Origin of the sequence: Pseudoclavibacter terrae (assembly GCF_008831075.1) — a bacterium.
Lineage (GTDB): Bacteria > Actinomycetota > Actinomycetes > Actinomycetales > Microbacteriaceae > Pseudoclavibacter > Pseudoclavibacter terrae.
Genome location: NZ_WBJX01000001.1, coordinates 1,069,206 through 1,085,710 on the forward strand (window position 1 = coordinate 1,069,206; position 16,505 = coordinate 1,085,710).

Annotated in this window: 10 protein-coding genes and 1 tRNA gene; 7 read left to right on the top strand and 4 right to left on the bottom strand. The window is 68.2% G+C overall.

The features are described from left to right. The first annotated feature begins 5 nt into the window (after positions 1–5). From F8O03_RS04955 to F8O03_RS04965, 3 genes are all read left to right on the top strand, one after another. A complete protein-coding gene (locus F8O03_RS04955; RefSeq protein ID WP_208851789.1) occupies positions 6–2,948 on the top strand; it encodes a UPF0182 family membrane protein in 2,943 nt (980 codons plus the stop codon). A 403-nt stretch (positions 2,949–3,351) separates the two neighbouring features. Next, positions 3,352–3,428: transfer RNA gene (locus F8O03_RS04960), tRNA-Met, on the top strand. A gap of 248 nt (positions 3,429–3,676) precedes the next feature. After that, on the top strand, positions 3,677–4,567 hold the full coding sequence (locus tag F8O03_RS04965; RefSeq protein WP_167516477.1) for a DUF817 domain-containing protein: 891 nt from the start codon (positions 3,677–3,679) through the stop codon (positions 4,565–4,567). Here F8O03_RS04965 and F8O03_RS04970 read toward each other — a convergent pair. Together F8O03_RS04970 and F8O03_RS04975 are read right to left on the bottom strand one after the other, a co-directional pair. Beyond that, a complete protein-coding gene (locus tag F8O03_RS04970; RefSeq protein WP_104253612.1) occupies positions 4,564–6,093 on the bottom strand; it encodes a sensor histidine kinase in 1,530 nt (509 codons plus the stop codon). The genes F8O03_RS04965 and F8O03_RS04970 overlap by 4 nt on opposite strands. Then, complete coding sequence (locus F8O03_RS04975; protein WP_151422850.1) at positions 6,090–6,869, bottom strand: response regulator transcription factor; 780 nt, start codon at positions 6,867–6,869, stop codon at positions 6,090–6,092. The genes F8O03_RS04970 and F8O03_RS04975 overlap by 4 nt, the downstream gene beginning before the upstream one ends. Positions 6,870–6,980: 111 nt before the next feature. Here F8O03_RS04975 and F8O03_RS04980 point away from each other — a divergent pair, with 111 nt between their 5' ends. Beyond that, positions 6,981–7,610: a GNAT family N-acetyltransferase gene (locus F8O03_RS04980; protein WP_151422851.1), complete on the top strand. Its 630-nt coding sequence runs from the start codon at positions 6,981–6,983 to the stop codon at positions 7,608–7,610. Here F8O03_RS04980 and dnaE read toward each other — a convergent pair. Continuing rightward, positions 7,529–10,915, bottom strand: coding sequence for a DNA polymerase III subunit alpha (gene dnaE, locus F8O03_RS04985; RefSeq protein ID WP_151422852.1), 3,387 nt, complete (start codon positions 10,913–10,915; stop codon positions 7,529–7,531). The two genes, F8O03_RS04980 and dnaE, sit on opposite strands and share 82 nt — an antisense overlap. A 7-nt stretch (positions 10,916–10,922) precedes the next feature. Continuing rightward, positions 10,923–11,216, bottom strand: a complete 294-nt coding sequence (locus F8O03_RS04990; protein WP_151422853.1) for a hypothetical protein — start codon at positions 11,214–11,216, stop codon at positions 10,923–10,925. 176 nt (positions 11,217–11,392) lie between these two features. Between F8O03_RS04990 and F8O03_RS04995 the strand changes: the two genes are divergently transcribed. From F8O03_RS04995 to F8O03_RS05005, 3 genes are all read left to right on the top strand, one after another. Continuing rightward, positions 11,393–12,541, top strand: coding sequence for an L-talarate/galactarate dehydratase (locus F8O03_RS04995; protein WP_208851790.1), 1,149 nt, complete (start codon positions 11,393–11,395; stop codon positions 12,539–12,541). Positions 12,542–12,654: 113 nt separating this feature from the next. Next, the gene (locus F8O03_RS05000; protein WP_167516478.1) at positions 12,655–13,971 is read left to right on the top strand and encodes an MFS transporter; all 1,317 of its coding nucleotides are present in this window, start codon (positions 12,655–12,657) and stop codon (positions 13,969–13,971) included. Next, positions 13,968–16,505 carry a glycosyl hydrolase gene (locus F8O03_RS05005; RefSeq protein ID WP_151422855.1) on the top strand — a complete coding sequence of 846 codons (2,538 nt, stop codon included), beginning with the start codon at positions 13,968–13,970 and terminating at the stop codon, positions 16,503–16,505. Before F8O03_RS05000 ends, F8O03_RS05005 begins: the two co-directional genes overlap by 4 nt.

Sequence of the window (16,505 nt, forward strand, 5' to 3'; positions counted from 1 at the left end):
GTCGGATGGGACCGCTCACGATCACACTGCTGATCGTCGTGGCGCTTCTCGTCGTCTTCTTCTGGTTCGCCGGCCGATACGCGGACGTGCTCTGGTACGACCAGCTCGGCTTCCTCCAGGTCCTCCTCACCGAATGGGGAGCTGGCGCGATCATGTTCGCGATCGGACTCGTCGCCATGGCGGTACCCCTGTACGTGAACCTGCAGATCGCCTACCGCGCGCGTCCCGTCTACGCGAAGCTCAACGAGCAGCTCGACCGCTATCAGCAGGTCATCGAGCCCATCCGTCGCGGGGCCATGGTGTTCGTGCCCGCCATCTTCGGCCTCTTCGCCGGTGTGGCGCTCATCGCCTCCTGGCAGACCGTGCTCATGTGGATGAACTCGACGCCGTTCGGCGAGACCGATCCGGTCTTCAACCTCGACGTCTCGTTCTACGTCTTCCAGCTTCCGCTGTACCGCGGTGTGGTCGCCTTCGTGAGCGCCGTCGTGCTGCTCTCCCTCATCCTCACCGCCGCGACGCTGTACCTGTACGGCGGCATCCGCGTGACCGGTCGCGAGGTCGTCATCTCGAAGAGCGCGCGAACGCACATCGCGATCCTCGCTGGCCTCTACATGCTCGTCCAGGCAGTGAGCTTCTGGCTCGACCGCTACGCGGCGCTCAACACGCTCTCCGGCCGCTGGACCGGTGTGCTCTACACCGAGGCGAACGCGACGATCCCCGGCCAGGGCATCCTCGCCGGAGCCGCGATCGTCGTCGCTGTGCTCTTCTTCATCGCGGCCGCCATCGGCCGCTGGCGTCTGCCGCTCGTCGGGACCGCGCTGCTCGTCATCGTCGGACTCGTCGTCGGCATGGTCTACCCGTGGATCGTGCAGCAGTTCCAGGTCGGACCGAGCGAGCAGGCGCTCGAGACCCCGTACATCCAGAACAACATCGACGCGACCCGCGCCGCCTACGGCCTCGACAAGATCGAAGAGGTCAACTACGCGGCCGAGACGACGGTCAGCCAGGGGCAGCTGCGTGACGACGCCGACACCACGGCGAACATCCGCATCCTCGACCCGTCGCTCGTCTCGCCGACGTTCGCGCAGTTCGAGCAGGAGCGCGCCTACTACCAGTTCCCGGAGAGGCTCGACGTCGACCGCTACGAGATCGACGGCCAGGTTCAGGACGCGGTCGGCTCCGTCCGAGACATCAACATCGCGGGCCTCGGCGCCGACGCCCAGTCATGGGTCAACAACACCATCGTCTACACGCACGGCTACGGGCTCGTCACGGCCTTCGGCAACCAGCGCGGCCCGGACGGCCAGCCCCTCTTCATCGAGGGCGGCATGCCGAGCGAGGGCGCGCTCGGCGAGTTCGAGCCCCGCGTGTACTTCGGCGAGACCTCGCCCGAGTACTCCATCGTCGGTGCCCCAGAGGGGTCCGAGCCAGCTGAGTTCGACCACGTGTCGGGCGAGGACGGCGCAACCCAGACGTACAACACGTTCACGGGAGACGGCGGTCCCGATCTCGGCAACCTCTTCAACCGTCTCGTCTACGCGATCAAGTTCCAGTCGGAGCAGATCCTGCTGTCGGAGTACGTCAACGACGAGTCGCAGATCCTCTACGACCGCGACCCGGCTGAGCGAGTGCAGGCAGCTGCCCCGTACCTGACGATCGACTCCGACCCGTACCCCTCGGTCGTGGACGGACGCCTCACCTGGATCGTCGACGGCTACACCACGAGCAACAAGTACCCGTACTCCGAGCTCGCCGGCCTGCAGAACCTGCTCGAGGACGCCGACACGCCGGCTTCCTCGTTGCCGCCCGAGGTCATCAACTACATGCGCAACTCGGTGAAGGCGACCGTCGACGCATACGACGGCAGCGTGACGCTCTACGCGTTCGACGAGACGGACCCGATCCTGCAGACGTGGCAGAAGGTCTTCCCGTCGACGCTCAAGAACGTGTCGGAGATGTCGGGCGACCTGCTGAGCCACATCCGCTACCCCACGGACATGTTCAAGGTGCAGCGCGAGATGTTCGCCCGGTACCACGTGACCGACGCGAGCACGTTCTACAACCAGACGAACGCGTGGCAGCTGCCGCAGAACCCGACCGGTGGCGAAGCATCGCAGCCGCCGTACTACCTGACGATGCAGCTCCCGGGTCAGGAATCGGCGTTCTCGATCTACTCCACGTATATTCCGCTGACGAACGCGAACGCGCAGTCGAGGAACGTGCTGAGGGGGTACCTGGCGGCGAACTCCAACGCGGGCTCGACAGACGGCACGGTCGCTGACACCTACGGACGCATCACGCTCCTCCGGGTCGAGAACGACAACGTCAACGGTCCGGGTCAGGTGCAAAACATCTTCAACTCGAACGAGACGGTCGCCAACCAGCTGAACCTGCTCGAGCGAGGCGGCCAGACGCAGGTGCTGCGAGGCAACCTGCTGACCGTGCCCGTCGGCGAGGGCTTCCTGTACGTGCAGCCCGTCTACGTCGAGTCGACCGGTGAGACCAGCTACCCGCTGCTCAGGCGCGTGCTCGTCGCGTTCGGCGACAAGATCGCGTTCCAGCCGACGCTCGACGAGGCGCTCGACGAGCTCTTCGGCGGTGACGCCGGTGCGGACGCGGGCGACGGCGGCGTGGAGGTCTCCGACGACGATCTGCCCGTCGACTCCGTCCCGGACGACACCGCTGGGACGCCGGCTCCGACTGCGACGACTCCGCCGGCTGGCGGGGGAACGGGCACTCCGCAGGAGCAGCTCTCGACGGCCCTGGCCGACGCTGAGCAGGCACTCGAGGACCGCACGGCGGCCTACGCGAACAACGACCTCGTTGCCGCGGCCGAGGCTGACAAGCGACTCACGGACGCGCTGAACCGCGCCCGCGAGGCCGACGGTCAGATCTCGGGCACCTCGGGCGCGCCGAGCGATTCGCCGGAGCCGACGCCGACCACGTAGGCAGCCGAGCTCCACACGCCGACGGGCGTCGTCCTCACTGAGGACGGCGCCCGTCGGCGTCTGCGCCTGCGTCTCATTCGTGCGGCGCGCCCACGCCCCGCCCCGGCTCAGGATTCCGCAGCCGAGGTGGGGCGTGTGCACCTGCTGAGCGGGCGGCGGCTGCACGAGGCCCAGGTCTGCGGGTGCACCCGCGATTGTCACGGAGGCGCGACGCGCCCGGGATACGGTGCCCACCGGGCCGGGTGAAGCGATTTTCGACGATTTCGCATCCTTCGGGCGGCTTCTCGGCCCGCTCTGGGCCGTGGCACTGGCCCCGTCGCACCCCCGACACGCCGTGTTTTCCGGGGGAGGAGCACCCCGAGTTGCACGACGTGAGGACCGCGTGTAATGTTTTCTCTTGTGCCGCGGGGTGGAGCAGTTCGGTAGCTCGCCGGGCTCATAACCCGGAGGTCGTAGGTTCAAATCCTGCCCCCGCAACCAAAGCCGCACAAGTTGGGTTGCTCGAAAGAGCAAGTATGAACTGCGGCACAAGGCCCGTTTCCTCTCGAGGAAGCGGGCCTTTCGCGTTCCCGCTTGCCGCCGCCCACCATCCGTCCCCGGGGCGCTGGGCGGACCTCGAAGTGCGCGGGTGTCGTGGCCCGCCTCAGCCGGTTCGCGGCCTGATGCCGCTAGTCTCGGCCATTCGACGTGCGCCGATCGTTGGCGCGGTAGGAAAGCGGCGGTGCCAGGTGGCCAGATTCACGAGCCTCGAGCGGCGCATCGACGTCGCCGCCGGGCGTCTCCTCGAGAACTCCCCGTCACACGGCTTCAGAGCCGCCCTGGTGGAGTTCCTGGTGTTCGGCCTGAAGCAGGCGTGGGCGTGCATCTTCGGCGCGCTCATGCTCGTCATGATCCTCGCGGCGAGGCTCTGGTACCCGGACGACGCCCTGCTCGCTCGGAACGACGCGCTCGTCATCGGCGCCGTCGTCATCCAGGTCGTCATGATCGCCGCGCGGCTCGAGACGGGGCGCGAGCTGCTCGTGATCCTCGCGTTCCACATCGTCGGCACCGGCATGGAGCTCTTCAAGACGAGCGTCGGATCGTGGAGCTACGCGTCAGGGGGAGTGCTGCACATCGGCCCCGTGCCGCTCTACACGGGCTTCATGTACGCCGCAGTCGGCTCGTACATGTGCCGCGTCCATCGCCTCTTCGACCTCCGCTTCTCGAGGTACCCGCGCATCTGGCTGACCGTCATCGCCGCGATCTTGATCTACGTGAACTTCTTCACGCACCACTACGCCTACGACTTCCGCTACGTGCTGCTGCTCTTCGTGGCGGTGCTGTGGGGTCGCACGTGGATGCACTTCCGCGTGTTCCGCAGGACGCTCCGCATGCCGCTGCTCGTCGCGTTCCTGCTCGTCGCGCTCTTCATCTGGTTCGCAGAGAACATCGGCACGCTCGCGGGGGCGTGGGTGTACCCGAACCAGGAGCACGGCTGGGAGCTGGTGTCGATCACGAAGCTGCTCTCGTGGTTCCTGCTCATGATCATCTCGGTGGTCATGGTGACGCTCGCCTACCCACCGAAGCCTCCCCTCGCCGACGCGGAGGCGCCGGGGCAGGAGGCGCGCGCGGTGCGCTAGTCCCAGGCCTTGGCGGCGGGGATGCGCACGATGAAGGCCGCGCCGTCATCCGACTCGACGGCGATGTGCCCGCCGTGCGCCTCGACGATGGACTTCACGATCGCGAGCCCGAGCCCGGTGCTGCCAGAGGCACGCGTCCTGGCCGAGTCGCCGCGTGCGAACCGCGAGAAGAGGTCCTGACGCAGGGTCGCTGGGATGCCGGGGCCGTCGTCGCGAACCACCAGGACGGCTTCACGCCCGGTCGCGGATGCCGTCGCGAGCTCGTAGCGGACGGAGACGTTGACGTGGGTGCCCTGCGGGGTGTGCTGGCTGGCATTGGAGAGGAGGTTCACGACGATCTGATGCAGGCGCTCCCAGTCGCCGAGGACGGAGACCTCGCTCGGGGGCACGGTGGCGCTCCAATGGCGGTCGGCGTCGCTCGCCTGCGCGTCGCTGACGGCGTTGATGACGAGTTCCGAGAGGTCGACGGTGTCGAACTGGAGGTCCTGGCCCTCGTCGAGGCGCGCGAGCAGGAGGAGGTCGTTGACCAGAGAGCTCATTCGGGTCGCCTCCGACTCGATGCGCGCGAGGGAGCGTTCCGTGGTGTCCGGCAGTGACGCGGAGTCCTGCCTGGTGAGCTCTGCGTAACCCTGGATCGCGGCGAGCGGGGTGCGCAGCTCGTGGCTGGCGTCGGTGACGAAGCGGCGCATCCGCTGGTCTGCCGCAGACCGAACCGCGAAGGCCTCGTCGACGTGCGCGAGGAGCTTGTCGAGTGCCTCGCTGACCTTGCCCACTTCGGTCCTCGGGTCGATGTCGTTGAGCTTCACGGCTTGGCGGAGTCCCACCTCGCCTGAGGCGAGGGGCATCTGCGCCACGTTCTCGGCGGCGTTGACGACCCTGGAGAGGGGACGCATGGCGACGCGCATGACCAGGGCGACGAGGAGCACGATGAGGCCGATGCCCAGCGAGGAGAGCACGAGGGTGAGCACGGTCTGGTTGAGGGTCGCCTCTCGGGCGGTGTCGAGGGAGACCGCCGAGATGAGGGCGTAGCTGGGGTCCCCCTCCCACTCGTGGATCATGACGCGGAAGTCGCCGGCGACGTCATCGAGCTTGATGGTCTCCAGCAGCGAATGCTGGGCCGCGAAGCCGTCCGACTGTGCGAGGGCTGCGAGCTCGTTCTTGATGGTCTGGTCGCACTCGACCGCCGACGTCTCGCTGAAGGACGCCGAGTCGATGATCTCGCCGTTGTGCGCGAGAGCGATGATCGTGCCAGGCGCGTGTCCGACGAAGTTGATGAGCGGCTTGACCTTCGGGGCGCTCGTCTCGCCGTTCTTCGGCGGGTGCGGGTGGGTGCCGGGGATGTCGTCCCGGTACTTGTCGACGGAGTTCTCGAGCACCGACATGGAGGCGGCGAGCTGCGTGTTCACGACGCTCGTGATCGCCGAGTTGAGGGTGACGACGTTCATGATGCCGATGACGCTCATGACGAAGGCGACCACGAGGGTGACGCCGACGATGATGCGCGCCCGGAGCGTCCACGGCCTCATTCGGCTGGCCTGATCACGTAGCCGACGCCGCGGACCGTGTGGATCATCGGCGTGCGCCCGGCGTCGATCTTCTTGCGCAGGTAGGACACGTAGAGGTCGACGATGCTGGCCTTGCCGGCGAAGTCGTAGTTCCAGACGCGGTCGAGGATCTGGGCGCGACTCAGCACGCGCTTGGGGTTGCGCATGAAGTAGCGCAGCAGCTCGAACTCGGTGGTGGTGAGGGCGATCGGGTCGTTGCCTCGACGAACCTCGTAGCTGCTCTCGTCGAGGAAGAGGTCGCCGACCCGGAGCTGCGAGGCGTCGTCCGCGACCGCCTCGCCCGCTCGTTGGATGAGTCCGCGGAGCCTGGCGACAAGCTCCTCAAGGCTGAAGGGCTTGGTCATGTAGTCGTCGCCGCCCGCGGTGAGCCCGATGATGCGGTCGTCGATCGAGTCCTTCGCGGTGAGGAAGAGGACGGGCGTGGCGTGTCCCTGACCTCGGAGGTTCCTGAGAATGCTGAGGCCGTCGATGTCGGGAAGCATGATGTCGAGCACGACGACGTCGGGCCGTTCCGCCGTGAACTTCGCGAGCGCGTCGCGACCGTTGCTGGCCACGTCGACCTGCCATCCCTCGTAGGAGAGGGCCAGGCTGACGAGGTTCGTGAGCGTCTCTTCGTCGTCGACAAGCAGCACGCGGATGGGGGTGCCGTCCGGCCGGTGGAGACGGGGGAGCTGGGCGAGGACCGCCCGACGGCGCCCGGGCTCGATGATCGGGTCAGCGGAAGCAGAATCGGGCATTGGATCATCGTGTCATGAGCGGGCCCCGCGGGTGGTCTGCGGGCCCGTCCTCATAGGAAGCTCAAATCTTCTCTTACCGAGGGCATGGAGGGAGTTCGTAACCTGCGACGCATGACACTCCAGCGAATCCAGCAGCCCGACCTCGGGAGCCGCACGCCGGGGGTCAAGAAGGACCTGCAGGGTGGGCTCTTCCACCGTCCCCGGTTCCTGCGCGGCCCCCGCACCGAGCGTCCGTTCGACGCGCCCCAGCTCTTCACGGAACGCCTTGTGCTCCGTCCCCACACCGTCCGCGACGCGGCGGCCTGGCACGAGATCGTGTCGAACGCCGACGTGGTCCGCTACCTGCATTGGAAGCAGCGCGATCTCGCGGAGGCGACGGAGCATCTGAGCCGGCGCACCACGCAGACGCGGCTGTGGCAGTCGGGGGACTTCATGGCACTAGCAGTCGAGCATGACGGTCAGCTCGTCGGCGACGTCTCCGTGCACCTGCGGGAGGTCGAGCCTGAGCACCGGTCCGCTGAGCTCGGGTGGATCATGCATCCGGGATTCGGCGGTCACGGCTTCGCCACGGAGGCTGCGGATGCGCTCGTCGAGTACCTGCGCGACTATGTCGGAGTGAAGCGGGTGCTCGCGGTGATGGACCTCGAGAACGAGGCGTCCTACGCGCTCGCGAGGCGCCTCGGCCTCACGGAGGTCTCCCGCTCCGACGACTCGAGGACCACGGCGCTCGATCTGGTCTGAGCGGAGTCGCCGCCACGCGTCCGCTGTGCACCGCCTGTGCTCGCGGGGTGCGACGCCGCCATGAGCTGCGCGACCTCCAGGAGGTCCCATGCCATGTCGCCGGTGATGGAGATCCCCCTTGCCCCTGATCTGCGTGTCGTGCCTCGCACGAGCATGTAGTGCGTGCGGAACACGCGATTGCCAGCCCGCTCCTGCGCGTCGTGGAAGAACACGGTCTGCGAGAGGCCGGTGCTGTCGTCGAGGGAGACGAACACCGTGCGGCGGCCCCCGCGCATCGGCGGCGTGTTCGTCGCACGGCGAACCCCGGCGATGAGCACCTCCGTGCCGCCAGGCAGGTCGATGAGCGTGCTCGCCGGCACGACACCGAGCTGTCGGAACAGCGGGAAGAAGCGCTCCATCTGGTGACGGCTCACGCCGAGGCCGAGCTCCTGCAGCTCGAGATCGGTCTGCGTCTTGCCGTGCAGGTCCATGGTGCTCACTCCCCGCAGCTGGGGGACAGGCAGCGCGAACGCGAACGCCTGCTGGTGCTCCGGCACGCGTGTCGGGCTGCTGGTGAGCGAGCGGATGAACGCGAGCAGCTCGTGCCGCCTGCGCGGCTCGTAGTCGATGAAGGCGTCGAGTGCTCCGACCCTGGCGAGGGAGTCCAATGTGTTGCGACGGGGCCGCACCCGTGCGCGGAAGTCGGCGAGTGAGTCGAACGGCTGGTGTTCGGCGACCCTCTCGCGTTCCGCCGAGGACATGCCGCGCACATCCGCGAGGGACATGCGCACCCCGTCACGCCCATCCGGGAGCGGCTCGACCGTGTACTCGAGGCCGGATCGCTGCACGTCGATCGGCAGCAGCGGGATGCCGAGGTGCCTTGCTTCGGCGATGATCAGGTCCTTGCCCCACATGCCGGGGTCGTGGGTGAGGAGGCCCGCCCAGAAATGCGCGGCGCGGTGGGTCTTGAGCCACGCGCTCTGGAAGGTGGGCAGAGCGAACGCGGCACCGTGGGCCTTCGCGAAGCCGAAGCTGCCGAAGCCGGCGAGGACCTTCCACGACCGTTCGATGATCTCGGGCGGGAACCCGCGCTCGGCGGCTTTGCCGCGCACCAGCTGCTCGATGCGCGGGACGAGGTCTGGCTTCGCGAGCCAGCGTCGGTACACGTCGGCCAGTTCGAGCCCGCAGCCGGTGAGCTCGTCGAAGATGCGCATCACCTGCTCGTGGAAGATGACGACGCCCTTCGTCTCGAGCAGGATGGGCTTGAGCCTCGGGTGGATGTAGTCGGGCATCACCTCGCCGTGGCGTGCCCTGAGGAAGTTGAGGGGCATGTTGTTCTGCATGGGGCCGGGGCGGAACAGGGAGATGTCGATGACGAGGTCGTTGAACACCTCGGGCTGCAGCTTCCCGACGAGTTCCATCTGCCCCGGGCTCTCGACCTGGAAGATGCCGAGCGTCTTGGTCGAGCGGATGGTCTCGTAGGTCGCTTCGTCGTCGAGGGGCAGCGCGTCGAGGTCGAGCTCCTCACCGCGGGTGCGCTTGAGCTCCTTCACGGCGTGGGCCATGGCGCTCTGCATGCGCACGCCGAGGATGTCGAGCTTGATGAGGCCCATCGGGTCCATGTCGTGCTTGTCGAACTGGCTCATGGGCAGGCCGATGCCTGACATCTGCACTGGCGTGCGGTCGAGGAGGGAGATGTCGGAGAGGATGACGCCGCACGGGTGCACGGAGATGTGTCTCGGCAGGGAGTCGAGCCGCTCCGTCGCCTCGACGAGCACGTCGAGCTGACGTGAGCGGCGCACCTCTTCGGCGAACTCCCGAAGCTCGGGTTTCTCGGCGAGGGCCTGCCGGAAGCGCTTCGCGGAGAAGCGCCACAGCTCCTTGGCGATGCGGTCGACCTCCCCGTCGGCGAGCCCGAGCGCGAGCCCGGCGTCGCGCACGGCCCCCCTCGAGCCGTACGTGTTCACCATCGACATGAGCGTGACCCGCTCGCCGCCGAACTCGTCGAAGATGCGGTGGTAGACGCGGTGGCGTTCTGCGCTCTCCACGTCGAGGTCGATGTCTGGCAGCGTGCGTCGCTCGTCGGAGAGGAAGCGCTCCCAGATGAGCCCCAGGGAGACGGGTTCGACGTGGCTCGTGTACAGGAGGTAGTTGAGGAGCGAGCCGACCCCTGACCCCCTGGCCTGCACACGGACCCCCATCTCCTTGATGAGCTCGACGACGTGCGAGACGGTGAGGAAGTAGGGGGCGAAGCCCAGCTTCCGCACGGTCTTCAGCTCATGGGCGAGGCGATCGTGCAGCTCGCGCTCGTGGGCACTGGATGCGCCGGGGTAGCGGGCGGGGATCGCGGCTTCGGCCTTCGCCCGCAGCACCTCGAACGGGTCGCCGTCGATGCCGAAGCGCGTGACCTCCGGCATGCGCGGGGTGCCGATCCCCGCATCCCGCTCGAGATCGATGATGCAGGCTTCGGCGAGCGCTCTCGTCTGCGCCATGAGGTCGTCGGCGGCGGAGGCGTCGTGCCCGCCCGCGTCCGCGACCATGCGCGCGACCTGCCGCATGAGGCTCGCTGGCTTGAGCCACGCCTGCGCGGTGGGGGCGAGCTCGATCTCGTCGAGCGCTCGCCGAGCACGGACGGCGTCTGCGATGTCGACCGTCGCCGCTTCCTCGGGGGAGGCGTAGCGGACCGCGTTCGTGAGCACCGCCCGCAGCCTGGACTCCGTGGCGAGACCGAGCATCCGTGTCGCCGCTGTGACCGAACCGGGAGTGCCTGGTTCGGCGAGGTGGCACACGACCTCAACGACCAGCGAGGAGTGGGGGAGCGCGTGCACCCAGGTTCGCAGTCGCTCCCGCGCCAGTCCCAGCTGTGCCACGGAAGCGGCCGTGCCGACGTCGCTGCTGGGGCCGAGCAGCACCGTCAGGCGAGTGGCCCCCTCCTCGTCCTCGGCGAGCTTGGCCAGGCGGGCGAGCGGGATGCTCGGCTCATGCACCCCCGTTGGGGCGCTCGCGGTGGTCTCGTGCGCTGCAGACACGGCCCGGCACAGTGCCGCATAGCCGGAGCCGCCGTCTCCACCCGTCGCGAGCACGACAACCCGCCCGAGGGGCTCGCCCCGTTCGTCGTGCACGGCGAGCTCGCTGCCGAGCACGGCCCGCAGCTTCGCGTCTCTGCAGGCGAGGAGGTGCTTGACCGCGCCGGAGATGCCGTCGCGGTCGGTGAGGGCGATCGTGTCGAGGCCCCGCTCGACGGCTGCCTGCGCGAGCACCTCGGGAGGGGAGACCGCATAGTGCGCGCTGAAGCCGGACGAGACGTGCAGGTGGGGGAAGCTCATCGCGTGCTCATTCCCAGCTCAGCGCCAGGAGCCAGCCGCCGGAGGCACGGCAGAGGTCGTAGAGGTGTCCGTCGTGCTGTGCGTGCTGCTCGTGTGCGCTGTCGCGGACCGCGGTGACGCGCCACAGCTCCTGGTCGATGCGCTCGGGGGATGAGCCTCCGTGCCACCACGGCGGGAGCCTGCGGAAGTAGGCCTGGGGCTGGCCTGTGACGGTGTAGAGGAAGCGCTGCCACACGAAGGAGACCGGCTGCCCGTCTGGGCTGACGGCGACATCGATGGTGTCGTCGATGACGGTTGGCATGGTTCCCTCCTTCGTTGATTCGAATCTGTATTCGAACGTGGATCAAGCGTAAATCGCACCACCGACAGTGGCAACCGCAAGTCTCAGTCAGAGGGTGAGGGTGTGCTGCAGCTAGACAGGTTCTAAATCTGTCTGATAGCTTTTCTGCAGAACGTCACCCTCAAGGACGAAGGCACATGACTCACACCCCAGACTCGATCCCCTCGGCAGACTCCATCCGCTCGATAGGGCTCTCGACGCTCCGCCTCCCGCTCGCCACCCCCATCTCCGACGCGAAGGTCTTCACGGGCAGGCAGAAGCCCATGACCGAGGTCGTCTTCCTCATCGCCGAGATCCACACAGAGCAGGGCTTCTCCGGCCACGGGTTCAGCTACTCGAAGCGTGCAGGCGGCGCCGCCCAGTACGCCCATGCACGGGAGGTCGCCGAAGTCGCGCTCGGCGAAGACCCGAACGACATCCAGAAGCTGTACACCAAGCTGCTCTGGGCCGGCGCCTCCGTCGGACGCTCTGGCGTCGCCACCCAGGCGCTCGCGGCGTTGGACATCGCGCTCTACGACCTGAAGGCCAAGCGCGCCGGCCTGCCGCTCTCGAAGCTGCTCGGCGCGCACCGCGACTCGGTGCGCACCTACAACACGTCAGGCGGGTTCCTCCACGCGTCGCTCGACGAGGTGCGCGAGCGCGCGACGCAGTCACTCGCAGCGGGCATCGGCGGCATCAAGATCAAGGTCGGCCTCCCTGATACGGCCGAGGACCTGCGCCGCGTCCGCGCGGTGCGCGACCACATCGGGGCGAGCGTTCCGCTCATGGTGGATGCGAACCAGCAGTGGGACCGCGCGACGGCCCTGCGCATGGGCCGCCGCCTCGAGGACCTCGACCTCACGTGGATCGAGGAGCCGCTCGACGCCTCCGACGCGGAGGGGCATGCGGAACTGGCGCGTGCGCTCGACACCCCGATCGCGACGGGCGAGATGCTCGCCTCCGTGGCCGAGCACCGTCAGCTCATCACCGCCCGCGCGTGCGACATCATCCAGCCGGACGCGCCCCGCATCGGCGGGATCACGAACTTCCTCCGGCTCATGACCCTCGCCGACGAGGCGGGCCTCGACCTCGCCCCGCACTTCGCGATGGAGATCCACCTGCACCTGGCCGCCTGCTACCCCCGCGAGCCGTGGGTCGAGCACTTCGACTGGCTCGACCCGCTCTTCGAGGAACGACTCGAGACGCGAGGCGGCCGGATGATCGTGCCGAACCGTCCGGGGCTCGGGTTCACGTTCAGCGAGCAGGCGCGGGCCTGGACGACCGACAGCGTCACGCTGTCCGTCTGAGCGCAACCAGCCTCCACCGCACATGCCGCGGGGGCGAAGAGTTCGACTGCGCGGCGTGAGCCGTGCGCTCGCCGACGATGCCGTCGGCGATACTGACAGAGAGGTCCTCGAACATGTCCACAAAACCAATGTCCACCCGCAAGATGTGGTGGATCGCACTGATCTCGGGAATGGCGTCCTACATCGACGCAGCCGCCATGACCTCGAGTGGAACGGCGCTTGTCCTGCTGAAGGACACGCTGGCGCTCACCCCGGAGATGATCGGCGTGCTGTCCTCGGCGCTCACCTTCTCTGTGGCCATCGGGGCGCTCTTCGGCGGGCGGCTCGGCGATCTGCTCGGGCGCAAGTCGGTCTTCATCGCGACCATGGTGATGATCGCGGCAGGCTCAGCCATGCTGGTGTTCGTCGAGGTCTTCCCCGGGCTCCTCGCCGGCATGATCCTGGTGGGGCTCGGCGCAGGTGCCGACCTGCCGGTGTCCCTCGCCACGATCTCGGAGATGGCCAAAGCCGGGCTGCGCAGCAGCATGATCGGCTTCACCCACTTCCTCTGGAAGATCGGCAGCATGGTTGCGCTCGGAATCGCGACCATCGTCGGCAGCATGGGGCAGCTTGGCGCCCAGATCCTGTTCGGGCACATCCTCGTCGTCACGCTCCTGACGCTCGTCGCACGCTTCGCGGTGCCCGAGTCGACGCTCTGGCTCGAGCAGCGTGAGGCTGAGAAGGCCGGCGCCACGAGTCGTTCGGATGCTGCGCTCGGCTGGACGACGCTCAAGACGCTCCTCAAGGCGCCATTCGCCAAGTACTTCATCGTGCTCGCCATCTTCTACACGCTCATGAATCTCGGCTCGAACACGGTGGGGCAGTACGGCGCGTACATGTACACCGAGGTCGCGGGCTCCTCTGTCCAGGTCTACTCGACGGTCAAGCTCATCACGATGTTCCTCGGGGCGATCCTCGTCCTCCTCTTCATGCGAGTCGTGGGGACGCGCTGGCGCATGACGTGGTTCGTGGGTGGTGCCATCTGCACGATCACGGCGATGTGCGTCCCGCTGTTCCTCGGCGTGACCGAGGGAACGCTGAACGTCATGATGTTCCTGTGGCTCATCGGCACGGTGTTCGCGGGTGAGGGCATCATGAAGATCTGGACCCAGGAGTCCTTCCCGACCCTGCTGCGGTCGTCGGCTCAGGGCGCGATCATCGCGATCGCACGGTTCGGCTCGTCTGCACTCGTGCTGGTCACCCCGGTCGTGCTCGCCACCGGTCCCGGTGCGCTGTTCGGCTTCCTGACTGGCTCCTGCCTCGTCGCCGTCGTGCTGGCCTTCGTCGTCTTCTCCCGTCAGCGGACGACGGTCATCGACCAGGAGGAAGCGGACGCCGCGGCTGCGCAGGACGCCGCTGTGGATGCCGCGCCTGTGCGGGTGCAGGGATGAGCGACACCATGCGAGAGGTCGTCCGAGTGCTGCAGGGGGACAGCGCTCACGCGGCGCCGCTCATGCGCTGGTGGTGGTTCTCGACGCACGTGAGCGAAGCGGCCATCGACGCCGACCTCGACGCCATGCGGGCCGCCGGGATCGGGGGAGTGGAGGTCGCCTTCGTCTACCCGGTCGACGAGGGCGGCCCGAGCTTCGGCTCCCCGGAGTTCCTGTCGCTGGTCGGCTATGCGGCGCGCGGGGCTGAACGGCGTGGCCTGCGCTTCGATCTCACGCTCGGTGCGGGGTGGCCGTTCGGTGGGCCGCACATCGACACGATGACGGCAGCTCGGGGCCTGCGCTGGGAGCGCGTCGAGCTTGCTCCCGGGGCGATCGAGGTCGCATTCACCCCACCGCTCGACGGCGACCGCGTCGTCGCCGCGTATGTCGGCGCCGGTTCGATCCAAGAGCGCCCCGGCGCGTGGCATCGCGCGGAGCTCGGGGAGCGCATCCACGTGCCGGCGCTGGGCAACGGCCCTCGGGTGCTTCTGGTGGCCGTGTCGCGCCTCACCGGGCAGAACGTGAAGCGCGCACCGCGCGGCGGCGAGGGGCTGGTGCTCGACCACTACTCCGCGCACGCAGCGAAGGTGCACCTCGACGCGGTGGCGACGCCCTTGCTGACCGCGGTCGGCGCGTCCCGCGTGCATGCCGGCTTCTGCGACAGCTTCGAGGTGTACGAAGCCGACTGGACCGAGGACCTGCCTGAGCAGTTCCTCGCCCGTCGCGGCTATGAGCTGCTGGCTTCGCTGTGGATGCTCGAGGTCGAGGTCGAGGGCACTGCTCGTCTGCGCATCGATTTCATGACGACGCTCAGGGAGCTGTTCGAAGAGCGCTTCCTGGCGATGTTCCGGGACTGGTCGCACGATCACGGCATCCTGTTCCGCGCGCAGGCCTACGGCGAGCCGCCGATGCTCCCCAGCAGCTTCCGCCTGGTCGACCTCATCGAGGGCGAGGGCTGGGGGTGGCGACGCTGGACGAAGAACTCCTGGGCGGTGTCCGCGGCCGGGGCCTTCGGCCAGTCGTTGGTCTCGTCAGAGACGTGGACCTGGGTGCATTCGCCGTCGTTCCGCGCGGGGCCAGCGGACCTCCTCGGCGAGGCCTACGAGCACCTGCTCAGCGGCGTCAACCTGCTTGTCGGTCACGGGTGGCCGCTCGGGGCGGCGCTTGGGGACGGGCAGCCCGTCTTCTACGCATCAGGAGCGCTGGATGCGAGGAACCCGTGGTGGTCGGTCGCAGGCGAGCTCTTCTCGGGGTTGGCCCGGGCCAGCGCGGTCCTCCAGCTGGGGACGAGGATCGCTCAGGTCGCCGTCTACCACCCGGTCGCAGAGCTCCTGGCGAGCGCCGATGGTGAGCGACCGTTCGACCTCTGGCGACAGACGCGTCGGTTCGTGGATGACGGGTTCGTCTCCGCTGTGCGCACAACGGGTCTGGACTACGACCTCGTCGACGACGCGCTGCTCGCGGCCGGGGGCACGGAGCGCTTCGAGGTGCTGCTTGTGCCAGCTGGGTGCACGCTCTCCGCGGTCGCTGGTGCACAGCTTGCGGCGGCGGGCCTGCGGGTCGTGCGGTTGTCGGCATCCGCCGGTGAGGCGCGTGAGGCGGAGATTCGCGCCGCGTTGGCCGACCTGGTCCCGCCCCTCGCCACGAGCGAGCGAGCGACGGTCGGCGTGACGACTCGGCAGCTTGACGGGGCGCGGGTCTCGCTGGTCGTCAATACCGGGGAGGCTGCTGCCGAGGTTGCACTCGAGGCGCACGGCTGCAGCACGCTCACGGTGTGGGACAGCGTGTCGGGAAAGATGCGCCTGGCAGCTCAGGACGGTCGTGCCGTGGTCCGCCTCGGCTCGTATGAGGGGGTCCTGGTCGCCCAGACGCCGGGCTGGGCCGGTGAGCAAGGGCTGGGGCAGGACCTCGACAGTGGAGTGGATGGGCAGAGCCGACCGCTCGGAGAGGGCTGGTCGGTGAGCGTGGAGGGCGGCCAGCGTCCGGTGTCCTTCCCCCACGTCTGGGAGGACGATCCAGGCATCGCCCCGCAGGCTGAACGGCTCGTGTACACGACGCAGGTCGAGATCGAAGCGAGCGCCCACGCCGCCCTCGACTTCGGTGAGGGCGTCGTCCCCGAGGAGAGCCCCGAACGTCGAGAGAACTCCTTTGCGCTGCCGGCCACCCCGCCCGTTGGCGCCGCAGCGCGGGTCGAGGTCGATGGCGTCCTCGCAGGGGACGTCTGGCGCGCCCCGTACTCTGTCCAGCTCGGGAGGCTGTCCGCGGGTCGCCACGAGATCACGGTGACGGTGTCAGCCCTCGGCGTCCGGAGCACGGCCGCGAAGGCGGTCGACGGGACCAGCCCTGCCGCGATCGCCGCGAACGGAGTGCGATTCCGGGTGCAGGACGCGAGCCGCAGGCAAGACGGAGCGCGGGCGGGCCTCTTCGCCATTCCCATCCTGCGCCTGTCACCAGGGGAAGCCGCGTCGACAAGGGACTCGCTCGGGAGGACGTGA

What these genes read in the sequence shown, in the direction of transcription:
- F8O03_RS04955 (WP_208851789.1), top strand. Translation starts at nt 6, where the DNA reads ATGGGACCGCTCACGATCACACTGCTGATCGTCGTGGCGCTTCTCGTC.
- F8O03_RS04970 (WP_104253612.1), bottom strand. Translation starts at nt 6,093, where the DNA reads ATGAGGCCGTGGACGCTCCGGGCGCGCATCATCGTCGGCGTCACCCTC.
- F8O03_RS04975 (WP_151422850.1), bottom strand. Translation starts at nt 6,869, where the DNA reads ATGCCCGATTCTGCTTCCGCTGACCCGATCATCGAGCCCGGGCGCCGT.
- F8O03_RS04980 (WP_151422851.1), top strand. Translation starts at nt 6,981, where the DNA reads ATGACACTCCAGCGAATCCAGCAGCCCGACCTCGGGAGCCGCACGCCG.
- dnaE (WP_151422852.1), bottom strand. Translation starts at nt 10,915, where the DNA reads ATGAGCTTCCCCCACCTGCACGTCTCGTCCGGCTTCAGCGCGCACTAT.
- F8O03_RS04990 (WP_151422853.1), bottom strand. Translation starts at nt 11,216, where the DNA reads ATGCCAACCGTCATCGACGACACCATCGATGTCGCCGTCAGCCCAGAC.
- F8O03_RS04995 (WP_208851790.1), top strand. Translation starts at nt 11,393, where the DNA reads ATGACTCACACCCCAGACTCGATCCCCTCGGCAGACTCCATCCGCTCG.
- F8O03_RS05000 (WP_167516478.1), top strand. Translation starts at nt 12,655, where the DNA reads ATGTCCACAAAACCAATGTCCACCCGCAAGATGTGGTGGATCGCACTG.
- F8O03_RS05005 (WP_151422855.1), top strand. Translation starts at nt 13,968, where the DNA reads ATGAGCGACACCATGCGAGAGGTCGTCCGAGTGCTGCAGGGGGACAGC.